General features: G+C 53.4%; 14 protein-coding genes. 8 read left to right on the forward strand and 6 right to left on the reverse strand.

Annotation, left to right across the window (positions count from 1 at the left end):
- Nucleotides 1–101: 101 nt before the first annotated feature.
- From ALP40_RS00100 to ALP40_RS00125, 5 genes are all read right to left on the reverse strand, one after another.
- Nucleotides 102–428, reverse strand: coding sequence for a hypothetical protein (locus ALP40_RS00100; protein ID WP_241001438.1), 327 nt, complete (start codon nt 426–428; stop codon nt 102–104).
- 830 nt (nt 429–1,258) lie between these two features.
- Complete coding sequence (locus ALP40_RS00110; RefSeq protein WP_122206309.1) at nt 1,259–1,897, reverse strand: HAD family hydrolase; 639 nt, start codon at nt 1,895–1,897, stop codon at nt 1,259–1,261.
- Between the two features lie 61 nt (nt 1,898–1,958).
- Nucleotides 1,959–2,348: a DUF6957 family protein gene (locus ALP40_RS00115; protein ID WP_122206310.1), complete on the reverse strand. Its 390-nt coding sequence runs from the start codon at nt 2,346–2,348 to the stop codon at nt 1,959–1,961.
- A gap of 49 nt (nt 2,349–2,397) precedes the next feature.
- Complete coding sequence (locus ALP40_RS00120) at nt 2,398–2,727, reverse strand: hypothetical protein (RefSeq protein ID WP_122206311.1); 330 nt, start codon at nt 2,725–2,727, stop codon at nt 2,398–2,400.
- A gap of 32 nt (nt 2,728–2,759) precedes the next feature.
- Complete coding sequence (locus tag ALP40_RS00125; protein ID WP_122206312.1) at nt 2,760–3,497, reverse strand: metallophosphoesterase; 738 nt, start codon at nt 3,495–3,497, stop codon at nt 2,760–2,762.
- Between the two features lie 117 nt (nt 3,498–3,614).
- On the opposite strand from ALP40_RS00125, the gene ALP40_RS00130 reads away from it, so the two are divergent.
- The 4 genes from ALP40_RS00130 (at nt 3,615) to ALP40_RS00145 (ending at nt 7,878) form a co-directional block, all read left to right on the forward strand.
- On the forward strand, nt 3,615–4,070 hold the full coding sequence (locus ALP40_RS00130; protein ID WP_122206313.1) for a transcriptional regulator: 456 nt from the start codon (nt 3,615–3,617) through the stop codon (nt 4,068–4,070).
- Nucleotides 4,071–4,400: 330 nt separating this feature from the next.
- A complete protein-coding gene (locus ALP40_RS00135; protein WP_241001439.1) occupies nt 4,401–5,315 on the forward strand; it encodes a hypothetical protein in 915 nt (304 codons plus the stop codon).
- A complete protein-coding gene (locus ALP40_RS00140; protein ID WP_122206315.1) occupies nt 5,315–5,758 on the forward strand; it encodes a hypothetical protein in 444 nt (147 codons plus the stop codon). Before ALP40_RS00135 ends, ALP40_RS00140 begins: the two co-directional genes overlap by 1 nt.
- Before the next feature lie 2 nt (nt 5,759–5,760).
- A complete protein-coding gene (locus ALP40_RS00145; RefSeq protein ID WP_310887061.1) occupies nt 5,761–7,878 on the forward strand; it encodes an ATP-binding protein in 2,118 nt (705 codons plus the stop codon).
- A gap of 172 nt (nt 7,879–8,050) precedes the next feature.
- On the opposite strand, the gene ALP40_RS00150 is transcribed toward ALP40_RS00145, so the two are convergent.
- A complete protein-coding gene (locus tag ALP40_RS00150; protein ID WP_122206317.1) occupies nt 8,051–8,563 on the reverse strand; it encodes a hypothetical protein in 513 nt (170 codons plus the stop codon).
- A gap of 235 nt (nt 8,564–8,798) precedes the next feature.
- Between ALP40_RS00150 and ALP40_RS00155 the strand changes: the two genes are divergently transcribed.
- The 4 genes from ALP40_RS00155 to ALP40_RS00170 all read left to right on the forward strand — a co-directional run bounded on the left by ALP40_RS00155 (nt 8,799) and on the right by ALP40_RS00170 (nt 13,237).
- The gene (locus ALP40_RS00155; protein ID WP_122206318.1) at nt 8,799–9,251 is read left to right on the forward strand and encodes a helix-turn-helix domain-containing protein; all 453 of its coding nucleotides are present in this window, start codon (nt 8,799–8,801) and stop codon (nt 9,249–9,251) included.
- A gap of 472 nt (nt 9,252–9,723) precedes the next feature.
- Nucleotides 9,724–12,378, forward strand: a complete 2,655-nt coding sequence (locus tag ALP40_RS00160; RefSeq protein WP_122206319.1) for a TrlF family AAA-like ATPase — start codon at nt 9,724–9,726, stop codon at nt 12,376–12,378.
- Nucleotides 12,379–12,590: 212 nt separating this feature from the next.
- Nucleotides 12,591–12,932 carry a hypothetical protein gene (locus ALP40_RS00165; protein ID WP_122206320.1) on the forward strand — a complete coding sequence of 114 codons (342 nt, stop codon included), beginning with the start codon at nt 12,591–12,593 and terminating at the stop codon, nt 12,930–12,932.
- 8 nt (nt 12,933–12,940) lie between these two features.
- Nucleotides 12,941–13,237: a hypothetical protein gene (locus ALP40_RS00170; RefSeq protein WP_147478281.1), complete on the forward strand. Its 297-nt coding sequence runs from the start codon at nt 12,941–12,943 to the stop codon at nt 13,235–13,237.
- Nucleotides 13,238–13,477 lie beyond the last annotated feature (240 nt).

Below are 13,477 nucleotides of genomic sequence, written 5' to 3' on the forward strand. Positions count from 1 at the left end.
AGCACCCGAAATCGGCTCGTTGTGCAACTAATACGCTGGATGGAATCCCCAATGCCTATATCCCCCAATTTCCAGATGGTGAAACCACGCTGGCTAGCCTCTCAATGAACCCTGTCGAAACGATCGAGAGCGCCATTTTCACAAAGCCAATGAGCGACGACATAACATCCACCGTCGACCGCAACCACGACTTCATAGCCCTGTTTCCAAAAGCGATCGGAGATCGCTGGGGTGTGCACGGGTAGGCCTTCGGGCAAGAGACGGCGGCGATCGCAAAAAAGCAGGCCTGTCATCTGAGGCGGTCTCTCCAAGGCACAGATCAGGTATCCGACGATGTCCGTATCCGGAACAGCGATTCGGGCACGCTCAATCATGCTTGGGAGCCGGTAGAACGTGAGGTCTTTCAGCGAAGCACCAAACGACTTCACCCAGTACGTCCCCCCTCCCACGCCCTTGGTGTCAGACATAAATAGTGAAGTCGGAGAAACAGGCTCGAAACTTTTCGTTCATCAAAAACTCTGCCGGATCAGAATGCGAAGGCCCCACAATGCAGATTTAAATCTGCGACGCTGCATTTCTCGGGTTCCACCTGTATTTGCCGAACCGTATCGCCGGCGCCCAGCGATAACCATTGCTCGAAACCGAAATTCGCCCAAGCTCGATTTATCTATATATTAAGCGCGAGCCGATCGACTCCCCAACGCCGGCCCCGACCAACCAATCTAAAGCTGCCGTGTTGCCGTCAAAGAAATCGGCGGCTCTCGTAAGGCCTGAGCCCTAACCGTCACTCGATCACATATATAGAGTTGATAGACGCATAACAAACGCGGCATATCATCGGTTTTGTGAGTAAGCCCGAAATGTCCTTGCGTAACGCCTTCATGCCGAACATTGCGAAGATGACGATCGCCTCGCCGCACAGCCGAAAATCGTACTAGGGCTACAGGTTGATCGGGATAAGCCTAGGCTGACCCGTGCGTTCAAAATGAAAATGCGGATGCACATGTACTATCTGGAACGCGGAGATATCGGGCCATTGGTACACGCTGAGCGCCGGGGGGGGTCAGCAGTCGCAGGCATGCGCAATCACCTTATGGGATTGGCAGCATATGCCATCCAGATCGAGCCTGAGTACGGGAGGAACCTCCGTGAGAGACTGGAGGCGTTGGATTGGCCAGTACTTTACTGACTCATTTCTGTAAATCGAAATGCGCCCAGCGGGAGAGGTGCTGACTAATCGCATAGAGGATAAAATGAGCTACTGGCCGTTGTGGGCGATGACCATCTCAGCGAACTGCATCAGGTCATGGATTTTCCCACGACCTGTCCGATCCAGATAGAAGCCCGCGATACCCACCGCGCGCGGGCCGTCTTGGTCGCAGCTTTGTGAGTCACCGATCATCAGTACTTTTCCTAGGTTGTCACTGAAATAGTGCCCGGGCTCAACATTCATCTGGTCGCAGATCAGTCGGTAAATACTGGGGGCGGGCTTCATGACTCCCGCTTCAAAGCTGAACGCGTACCCATCCATCTGCGGGAAGATTTCTCGGACTTTAGGGCCATAGGCGCTGGCAAGGTTCGAGCAAATCCCGGCCTTGATCTCGTATTTTTTCAAGAATGAGATGGCCTCGACGGCGTCCGGATAAGGCTCGATCGACGATACCTCTGCCTCAAGCATACGGTGCAGCTCATCTCGTTTCGAAGCCGTAAGTGAAACGCCCAATTCCGATGCCAGCTCATCGAGTGAGAGGTTCATCGTCATCGCGATGTGAGTGCTGTCGGGTTTCAGCTCTACACCTTGGCGCCGGCCTTCGCGAAATAACTCACGGTAAGGGTTCGTCCGCTGACTAATGCACACGGTGGTGCCGAACGCGTCGAACACGATTGCACTGATCAAACCACACCACCTTCTTCCGCTACGACGCTGCTGGGTTTGGTCATGCTGTTACCTATTTCGCTCAAAAAAGTCTCATGACAGCCGAGAGAAGCATCGACTTGCGTCGTCCATGCCCCAGCAGGACATACAGTTTGTTTTGCGTCTGGAAAAACATGCCATCAGTGAAATCCATCATGGGCGTCGAGCGAAACCAATGAGACTGGAAATTCGTAGAACTGTCGAAGAGCACATCGAAGACCAGCAGCATGGTTGGCTTTTTGCCCTCCAAAGCCAGCTCCTCAACGACGAGGTCAGGCGCATCCAGATCAAGCCAGACCCACTCGCTGACAACGCAAAAACTACGATCCGGGAATTTTTCTTGGGTGACCCGAATGGCTTCTTCGAGCCCGAAATCACTGCCAGACATCACTGCACTCGGGCCGATCATCTGCTCCGCATCAAAGTCCGACATGGATTTTCCTTTCGATTCATCGCGAGTTAGCGTCTCTGAACTGGGAGCCTTATGAGGAAGAGCTGGCGGCATTGCGCGTCATCGAAAGCACCACGGTCTGCTCGCCCCCATCCACTTCCTCGACCATGAACAACAGGAAGCTCACGATCACATACCGCTCGCCCCTGACGGTGACTACGACTGAGTAGCCTTGCTCCTCTTCCATCATCGCCACTTCATCGGTAATGACCGTGTCACCATTGCCGGATCGCTGATGAATGTCGAAGAACATCGCCCCCTTGAAGCCAGCGCCTGCTGGGCGAGCATCAAGTAGATAACCACTGATCGGGCCTTCAAAGGAGACCTTCGTGGCCTGCATCAGCTTGGCTGGAAAATACACTTAAAATCCTCTGCTCGGCGATTGCCAGCTACTCAAAGTGTGATCACGCACTGGTTGTCGAAATCAACATCTTCGCCTGGGTACCCGCGAGGGTTGGACAGGAACCTGATCCCGTTGATAGTTTCATCCACCGGCATATGGGTGTGCCCAAACATCCACAGTTCGATTTCCATATCCAAAAACTCTTGCCAATTATTGCCATAAGCGGCTCGCAAGTGCGGATGCTTGCCGTAGTCAGGAACGAAGTGCATCAAGGGTGGAAAATGAGTGACTACAACGGTCTTGCCTTCAAACGGCTCCTCCAACTCCTTGCGTAGCCACTCACGGGACTGCTGGGCGACTCGTCGGGTTTGCTGAGGAACCAGAGTTCGGTACTGCGGCTCCACCCGGATCACCTTGTAATCATTCATGAGCGCGCGAGCCTCCAGCATCGCCAGTGGCGCGTTCCCTGTCCCCTCAAAATCAGTCCATCCTGTACAACCTAAAAAACGGACACCATCCAGGATCAGGGTGCGTTGCTCCAGAAAATGCACATGTGGGCCACTGGGCGAATTCAATCGATCAAGGGTCTTTTCCCAGCTCGACTTATAAAATTCGTGGTTGCCGGCAACCAGAATCGTCGGTTTCGAAAAATGCTCGCCCGCCCAATCGGAACTCCGCCCTTTGATGTTGATATCTCCGGCGAGGATCGCGACGTCGTACAGCGACGAATCAGGTAGCTCAACGGGCTCGAACTCGACGTGCAGATCCGACATCACTAGAAGTCGCATGAGTCAATTCACCGTCAATTGTACATTGGGAACGCCATTTTAATGAATGGTATACGCTGACGATGCCGGGCGTCAAAGCGTGGCTTCATTCTCTTCTTTTGTGAGTACATCCAAGAGATGGGATTTCAGCCGACATTAGGCCAGGTTCTGCGCGAACTGCGGGTTGCGGCAGGTTTGACACGCGAAGCCTGCGCCGAGGTATTAAGCAGGCCTCATCTGGCCAAGGTTGAACAGGGCCAGCAAGCCATAACGGCCATCAAGCTGCATTCCCTGTGTGATCTGCTCGGGGTTCCTACCAGTCAGGTATTGCTGGCAGTGGAGGCTCGGTTGCGTGGGGTTGATCTGCACACCTACAAGACTTCCTGGGATGTCCAGATGGAACGCCTCATTGAGTTGGGTCGTCTCGGTGGCGCGCTCCAAACATCGGCAGTCAGGGGCGTACGCGGAAAGCGCGCGGATGAAACCATGGAGGCAGTGAGGAGACTTCAGGCAGAAGGGCATCCAAAGATGGTGGTCGTTCGCCAGCTGGGCGTCAGCAGGTCGACCGTAGACAAATACTGGATGAAAGGCTGAGGCCCGTTTTTGCAAGCTGGCATTGTGCTGTTGCTATGCCCTGTGTTGACGTCCTTTGGCGAGATGGGTTGCCCAGATTGAGCGCACCCTCCAACTCATTCTGATCACCTAATTTTGTTGTAAAGGTCAACCAAAGGTGGTTACACATACAGCACTGTATTTATAACCATGTTCGTTACTTATCAATTTCTCTGTAAATCGTAGACCTGCCACTGGCCATTTGATAGCGTCGCACTATGCGGTGCCGGGCACCTCTTCGCGATATCCGGGGTAGATATTCTTCCCCTCGGAAATGGACTAATCGATTCGAGTGGTAAGGCAGGTAAGCTTTTGATTATCACACCAATGGGTGCCTTCAACGGATCGACGTGGGAAGCGACGATTCAGTTCGTCCTGAAGGCAAAATTCGGCGCTGACGGATACCAGCATGTGCCTGCTACCCCAGGCGACTTCGGCATCGAAGGCTTTACCAAACATACCGGGCTTGCCTTCCAGTGCTATTGCCCTGACACGCATTACGAACGTAAAGAGCTCAACAAAAAGCAGCAGGATAAGATTACAAAAGACCTGAAGAAGCTGATGATTAACCAAACCAGCCTTCAGGGGATTCTTGGCGGTACCAAAATCAAAGACTGGTACTTCATCACGCCCGAAATCGCCCACAACGCCCTGCTGACCCATGCTCAGAAAAAACAGAATGAAGTACGAGCCTGGGGCCTGCCCCATCTGGATGAGAACTTCACAGTGCTCGTCCAGGACATCGGGTTTTACACACATGAGATTAACCAGCACCGTTTAACAATGGGGGCACCGATCTCCATAAGCCAGGACAAGCAGTCCATTCCCAAGGTCAACGAAAGCCCCACCGCCTACGACGACAATCTGCAACGTAAGACGAAACTGCGAATGGTCGGTAAGGGTGAGCGTCCGGCTGCCGCCCTCTTCTCCAAAACCAGGGACACTTTCCTGGATCATGATGGCTTCTTCCAGATGCTGTACGAAAAGGCACCGCAGACCTACTTCCAAGTCGCGAAAACTCTCAACGGCTTCGAGAAAGACGTGGACGAATGGAGCATGACCGCCAATGGCACCCCCGACGAACTGGTAAAGGAGATCAGGGAGCATTTGTCCAACCGGCTGCTGACCGATGATCAACTACGGATCGATGCAACACTCACAGACGACATAGTGCGCAGAACAGTCGCCCGTTGGCTGGCAGTCTGCCAACTGGACTTCTACACCTGATGGCAAAGATCAACTTCACAGTACGGCCCATGCCCGTCCTGACCGAGCTCAGACCGATGTACAAGATCAGCCAAGCATTGCTGATCCTTTCTATCTGTGGCCATGGCAGCAAATGCAGCTTGGTCAAACTGCACCTGATGCACTGGGCGATGAAAACGCCCCGCCGTATGGAAACGTTGATCCTTGCTGCACAACTCGGCCAGATCAGCCTACCTGTCTGGGGATTTGATCCTGCGCTATCGATTGCCCTGCAGCTGGCATTCAGAGACGGGCTTATCGAGCCTACGTCGAACGGTTTCAAGCTCTTGCCCAAAGGGGGGCAGCTTGTAAAAGACATAATGGGCGATGAAACCGTCATGGCTGAAGAGAAGGCTGCGCTTTTGAAGATCGGCAGGAAAATCACCGAAACTATGGTCAAGACCATATCCAAGGAATGGGAATAACCTTGTTTATCAAACGTATCAAAATCGCAATCGAAACCACCGGTGGCCCGTTTGGCTTCATGGCGAAATTCGATCGGAACCTCAACATCATCCGTGGCCGTAACTCCTCGGGCAAAAGCAGCATCGTCCACAGCGTTCTTTACGCGCTAGGCATGGAAGAGCTGCTAGGCGCGCAGAATGCGGCAGCACTGACGTATGTGCTGAAGGACTATGTCGAATTCGAGGGAGATAAGTACCCGATCATTCGTTCCAAGGTCATGATGGAGCTGGAATCGCTCGGTAAGACGATCACTATCACTCGCAAGATCAAGGAAGATGGTGTCAACCCGAAGCTGGTCGAGATCCAGGAATGCGCCGTTCTCAGCGAAGGCCAATCTACGCCAGTCCTCTACCGGTTCCTACATGACGGCGGCAGCGCCCAGATCCGGGAAGGCTTCTACACCTACCTGGAAAACTTTTTGGGACTTCAGCTGCCGATGGTGCCCCATACGAACGGCAAGCAGGTGAAGCTCTACTTGCAATACATCTTCGCGGCGATGGTCATCGAGCAAAAGCGTGGCTGGACGGACTACATCGCCAACCTCCCCTACTTCGGCGTCAAAGAGGCTCGAATCAAGATCGTCGACTATCTGGTCGGTACCAATGTGTTCGAGATGGACGCTAACCGGGCTCGACTGGATCACGAGTCGCAGGAGTTGAACACGGCTTGGCAAGACGTATATCGGGCAATTAACACCGATGCGCTGAAAAACTCCATGAAGGTTCTGAACCTGCCGAAGAGTCCGGTGCTGGCCTTCGTGGCTGATAGCGTGACTTATCAAAAGTCCACGCTTCAGGGGCTGGTCGGGCTAGATCAGTTCAAGAGTAACCAGATATTGGCGCTGCAGAAGCTGGCTCAGGATGAGGCAAAGTGGAAAGACAACCAGCCAGACGAAACCCTGAAGCTCATTGAAGATGAAAGTTCGATGCTTCAACAGCTGACCGTCGCCTACGAGACCAGCATCGGCGAGTTGACTCTCCACCGCGCAGCGAGAAACGCCAACGCCATACACCAGCGTCAGGCTGAGGAAGAGCTTTCAAAGAACCAGGCGGCTCAGAAGCTCATTAAATATGGCGCCTCACTCGAACTTGATGTAGCCAGCGACGTGTGCCCGGCATGCCATCAGAACATCGGCCACTCCCTGACCGACCTCCATGAAAGCACTCCGCATATGGATATCGAGACCAACATCGCCTATCTGAAATCCCAGATCAAGATGCTGGAACGGGACACCGCCGGTATCGAGCAATCGGTCAAAGAAACCGCTGTGCTCGGCGAAGAACTAGCGAAGCGGATCAATATTTCCAAAGCAAAACTGCGTGCACTCAAGTCTGACCTCACCACAAATGCCGTGGTGTCCAAGGCCAACCTGCGCCAACAGCTTCAGATCGAGATAAGCATCGAAGATGTCTCGCAATTTGTTCAGCGCAACGAAGATCAACTGGAGATCCTCTTACAGCTGTCGGGCCAGTTCAAGCTGAACCAGGAAGCCAGGGCTGCATTACCAAAAGAGCATTACTCCGAGGTAGACCTCGCGAAATACGACTATTTTTCTAAGGTTTTCAGATCGAACGTGAGCTCCTTTGACTACCATAGCGCGTCGATCACCGACATTCGGTTCAATGTGGCAAACCTGCTGCCAGAACTGGACAAAATCGAGCTCAGAGAAATCTACAAAAAAGACTTCGCCGAAGAGAAGAGCGCCTCGGTTACCAGCACTTCCAAGAGCAGTTCAAACATCGCGCGGGAATCCAGTGCCAGTGACTTCGTCCGCCTGATCTGGAGCTACATACTGTCGCTATACGAGACTTCGGCAAACTTTACGGTGAAAGGCAACCACCCGGGTTTCATGTTGATGGATGAGCCAGGACAGCACTCCATGGCGACGAAGAGTCAGCTCGCGCTGCTTCAGAAACTGTCGGCCCAGAAGAATCTTCAGAGCATCGTCGCAGCATCGTTCGACGATAGCGAGGCGGCGTACAAAGAAGCCACCCAAAATGTTCGCTTCAACCTCATTCGTCTTGGCGAAAAGGCTATTGTGCCAAACGGGGATACGTTACTGCTGGGCGAACTCGTTTGAAGCTGTGCGCATCCCCCTCATGAAATGCTCGCCTTCGCTGTGTTGTTGAGCGTGAGAGCGAGCGTTCTCGGCTTCCCACACCCTTATGCTTGATCACGAACACAGCAGCCCCGCCTTTCCGCAGCCCTTGGCAAATCCGCCTTGCTTGGAGGTCTGGCAAGGTGAACCGGCCCTACCGCGCCCAGCCCTCACCCACTTGCACACCATGAAGTGAAAAATCTTCCAGCAGTCGTTTTCGGCTCAAGCTTTCGGGTATTTTGAAAATATTTCGATATGCAAAATACAAGCCCATAGGGATCACCACCAACCCTATCCCGAAGGTGGCTATACCGGCAATAAAACCAGCTGGGATCGCTAACACCCCGTACACAACTCCGGCCACAAATCCCGATCTCGCTAGGTCGCGAACTTCATCAAGATCGTATTCGACAGTCCCGTTTTTGGTTTCAAAAGCGACCACCACTACCGCAGATTTGCCAATGTGTTTGATGAACCACGTTCTCGGCACATCCTTACTCGTTGCGCCTTTGCGCTCCAGGTAGTGAGGAACAATCAGGTCTTTGTAATAAAAGATCCTGCCAGCCTCGTCCAAAAGCCTTACTTTCTTGTAGAGATTTGCAGTGCCTTGAGAGGCATGAAAGTCGCAATTTTTGACCGTTACCGTGATTTTCTTCAGATCTGACATTTGGCCTTCCTTAGTGCCTGTTCCGTTTTGCTTCGCGTTTCTATGGGTGGCGTCTTTGCTTCAGCCTTGAGATATCCCAGATGCGGTTTCGCCGGACGTCTTGGATCGAACGCCATGGCGTCGCCAAGGACGCAACAATCCACGCAAATGATGGCTATACGCCCGATCAGGTTAATATATAGATTTGTTCGATCATAGGCAAACGCGGCATACCGTCAGCTTTTGAGACGGCAGAATGTCTATACATGAAGGCTTCGCTGCAGCGTTAAGATGGATACGCGTGACAAAAGGGCTTAACCAGAAAGAGGTCAGCGGCGCTGTGGCTGCGTCCCACGTCAGTCAACTCGAAGCTGGCAAAACAAGCCCAACTGTTAAGGTCGCTGGAGACTTGGCCCTTGCGCTTGGTTTGTCACCTTCAGCTCTGCTGGCTGCGGCGGCGGCCTCCAATTTGGGGACGACGCCTAGAGCCGTCTTGATGCAGGCCATTGACGACTTGGAACGCCTTGAGGTGATTGATACGGTTCCGCCGGCATCGGCGCAGAGCACTGAAAGCCCTCACCCGACTAGCGCGCGGGCAGCTGTTATACGGCTTCAAGTACAGGAACTGAAAAATCAGGGGTTAACCCAGGTGGCGGTTGCTAAGCATCTGGGGATTCCGAGATCGACGGTTCAGAGGCATTGGCACTAAAGTCGCACTCGTTTCCGATGATAAAGCCATGAGGTGGTTTGCAGCTTAATTGCTGGCCTACCCGCGAGCAGTACTACCCTGTAATCTTGGCCGCATACCACGCTGTTTGCGGCGTTGACTCCGGGCGTACACGCCAAATTGGAGCTTAAGTCGAGATAAGTGAGGAATCTGCTCGACGCAATCACTCTCTGCCCTTCCATGAGCAAGCCCTAGTTGATAAAACCTGACTGTAGAGCAGATACCCCTGCTGGATACCCAATGGCATAGGGCTGACACGAGCAGTGGCCGCCAAACGTCTTGAGATAAGCCGCCAGACTATGAACAGGCACGCTCGACAAAGAGATACTTGAGCTGACTGATCATCGCCCCAGAAAGATCTACTCCAGCTCAATTTCCACCTGTAGAGTCAGCATTAGTAATAACGCCTCATCCCCTTTGCCCAGTCGGCCTGCTACATAATGAAGGAACCATCATGGACGATCGTTTCACCTACGCCCGGTTCTGGCGCTGCGCTCTTCAGGTCAATCCGTTTTCATACCATGGCGCGTACCGAGGCACCGATCACCAGTTGGACGAAGCCAACTACAACCAAGCGCTCCTCCAGAAGTGCCTGGAACTCGACATCAAGGTAGTCGGGATCGCAGACCATGGAAGTGTCGCGACGGTGGATGCATTACGTCAGGCATTGACCCCACACGGGATCGTGGTGTTTCCGGGCTTTGAAATTGCCGCGAGTGACAAGACTCACTTCGTCTGCCTGTTTCCTGAAGACACCTCGGTGCAGTCACTTGAGCGCTACCTGGGAAACCTTGAGCTGCTGGATCCTCAAGAGCGTATTCTTCCGTCACAGTTAAGCTCTATCAAACTGATCGACAAGATCGAGCAGATGGGGGGATTTATCTACGCAGCCCACTGCACACACGACAGTGGGCTGTTAAAAAACCGCCTGAGCCACGTCTGGAAGCATCCTACGCTCAGGGCGGCCCAGATCCCCTTCTCCGTTGAAAATCTGGCCGGTGAAGAGAGCGACTTCTACCGTCGTGTGCTTCTGGGCAGAGATGACGCGTATCGAAGAGACAAGCCCATCGCAGTCATCAACGCAAAAGATGTCGCCAAGCCTGAAGACCTTGAGAAGCCCAACGCAACGTGCCTCATCAAGATGACTCGCCCGACCTTTGCGGCTTTCAGGGTCGCATTTCTCGATCCTGAGTCACGCATACGCCTGAACTCCACTGAGGCCAAAAGCCCAATCGGCCGATTGATCAGCATGAGCGTGGCCGGCGGCTACCTTGACGGAGTGCATGTCAGTTTCTCTGACCATCTAAACACTGTCATTGGAGGCCGGGGCACGGGCAAATCAACCCTTATCGAATGTGTGCGCTTCGCTCTCGATTGCAAGCCCAAAGGAAAACAGGCGCAGAAGCTGCACAGCGATATCATGAAGGAAAACCTAGGTCTGGAAGGTGGCCGCGTAGAACTGACATTGGTTTCGTCTTCACAGAACGGCCGGAGGTACAGCATCAGCCGCCGCTACGGCGAGCCTCCAGTGGTTCGAGACGAGCACGGAGCTGTTTCGACCATGACGCCTAGCGATGTGATGCCACGGATCGACATCTATGGTCAAAACGAGATCTATGAACTCGCCCAAGACGAATCCAGCCGCATACAACTACTTGAAAGATTCCTACCAGAGGAAGGTGATTACAACTTCAAGCGAGCTGACGCCCAGCGTCGATTGAAGGCAAATCAGCAGAGCATTTCTGAAGCACTGGGAGACATTGACGATCTGAACACACAGGTCGATCGCCTACCCAACCTGGAAGAACAGTTGCGCGGGTTCGATGATCTGGGCGTAAAAGAAAAGCTGGCCAAGAACTCTTTGCTAGCCCGCGAACGTGAGATAGCCAAGAGCGCCAAAGAGGCGATCGGCAACGTTCAAACCGCAGTACCGACGTTCAGCGAGCACTTCTCTGACCTCTCCTTTATCAGTGACGAGGTGCTTAAGGGCGTGCCCGACATTGATGCTCTCATCGCCATGCGGGGTACGTTGGAAAAGCTCACAGCGGAGTGCGCCATACACCTACAGGCGATGCAAACCCTCGTGGACACAGCGGTGCAGGCATTCAATACCCAGCACGACGCCTGGGAGCAGCAGATCAAACAGCACGACGCGGAGCTTGAGAAAGAACTACGAGCCCTCCCCGACGCCGCTGGCAAAACAGGCCAAGCCATCGGTGCGGCATACCAGAAGGTGCAAGAGGAAATCGAGCGCATCAAGCCACTGAATTCCAAGCTTCCAACTCACCAAGCACAGCTTGATGAGCTCGAACAGGAACGTCGAAATGTGTTGGCTGAGCTATCTGATCTGCGGGCCGAGCGTATTGGCGCCTTGGTAAAGGCTGCGAAGAAAATGAGCAAGCGGCTTCAGGCCAAGCTCAAGATTGAGATCGTTCCTGACGCGGACAGATCCCCTATCGTCCAATTCCTTCTGGCCTGCAAGCTCGATAACATCGGCGAAAAACGCCTCGGCTGGATTGGCGCAGCTGAATCAATCACACCCATGGCTTTGGTTAAATCCATAAGGGAAGGTGCTGGCGTCGTCTACCTCGACTGGGGCACACCGCAGATGGTGGCCGATGCTCTTGCCAAACTGCAGCCATCCCAAATCATGGAGCTCGAAGCGCTGGAATTGGCCCACCGAGTCGATATTTCCCTGAACGTCGCTCATGGCGACGCCGAGCCGGCATTCAGGCCGTTGAGCAAGCTGTCCACGGGACAGCAATGCACGGCGATCCTTCATATGTTGTTGCTCGACAATCCAGACCCGCTGCTCATGGATCAGCCCGAAGACAACCTGGACAACGCATTCATTGCGGAGAGGATCGTCGCTGAATTGAGGGATGCGAAGACTTCCAGGCAGTTCTTGTTCGCTACCCACAACGCGAACATCCCTGTCTTCGGTGATGCCGAATGGATCGGGGTTTTCACTGCAGAAGAAAAGCGGGGATCTCTGACCTTGGAAGCTCAAGGGTCGATTGATGTCCCCGCGATCCGAGACCAGGTAGCGAAGATACTTGAGGGTGGCCGAGCCGCTTTCATTCAACGTAAAGAGAAGTACGAGTTTTAGGTCGCCATCACTTTTGCAGCGAAACCTAATGATCGAGGGTAATGGCACCCCGCTCCAATGACATTACTTGCTACTACTCCTGCCGTTTTCTTTAACGGTTCGAGCAGTCCTCTCTGATTATTCGCAAGCGCTTACGGGCCTCACTCTAAAGGCTACAGGTATTGCCAAAAGCCCTTTCGCTCAGCATGCTTGCCTGCTGATTTGGAGGAGTTATGAAGGCGTTCAAGAAGCACGCTGTGCGTTTGATGAAAGACGATCAAGCATCCGTCGACCGGAGAAAACTATGGCCTGCGATGGTCGACCGCGTGCGCGCCGTCTTTGCTGAGGTCGAGCATTCACCTCTGGCCGGCCACTACGGCTCGCTATACCTTCATCCCGTGATTCCCGAAGCTCTTCGCGAATTTCGAGGGGATCAGATTCTAGGCCAATTACAACTCTCTTGCGGTACGAGGCAGTTGGGGCTTTGGGGCGTCGAGACAAAGGTGGAGGAAAGGAAGGGGAAAGCGAAGCCTCTGCCGCGCTGTGGTTCAACCAAGCCCCGTCGGGAATGGTGACCGTTTTCATGGCTCCTTATGGCTCTGACAACCTGAGAATGACCGAAGACAATATCGTTCTGGGAATGTACAGAAGCCCAGCCAAGGTCAGCGACCGGGAAATCAGAAAACTCTTCTCGAAACTCTTCAAGTATCTGTCTATCACAAGCACCCATCACCAACAGGCATTCAGCGAATATGTCTGGCGACTGTGGCTGATTTACAAGGACGTTCGCACTCGCAAATACAACGGCGGGATAAAGCTTTTGGAACGTCTGCTGATTGCGGCTGGGGCAGCTGCCTGCATCATTCCGCTGCTTCCCTAGTCGCGGTGTGTAGAAGCCGATTGGACTGGGTGGCGCCCCTAGACCGCTGAGCCGTCGGAGCACTAGATTTAATGGTTCAGCAGCTTCAAAACTACCACCTGCGATATGGCAAGGACTTTGCCACCCATTTGCATAATCACTGATCATCCAGTTGCCCTCGATTTGGCCAGCATACTCCTGAGCGGCGATTGCAATCTCAATTTGACGCATGTACTTGGCCTGCGCCATCATCCAGAATCA

The organism is Pseudomonas viridiflava, from assembly GCF_003702045.1.
Taxonomy (GTDB): Bacteria; Pseudomonadota; Gammaproteobacteria; order Pseudomonadales; family Pseudomonadaceae; genus Aquipseudomonas; species Aquipseudomonas viridiflava_C.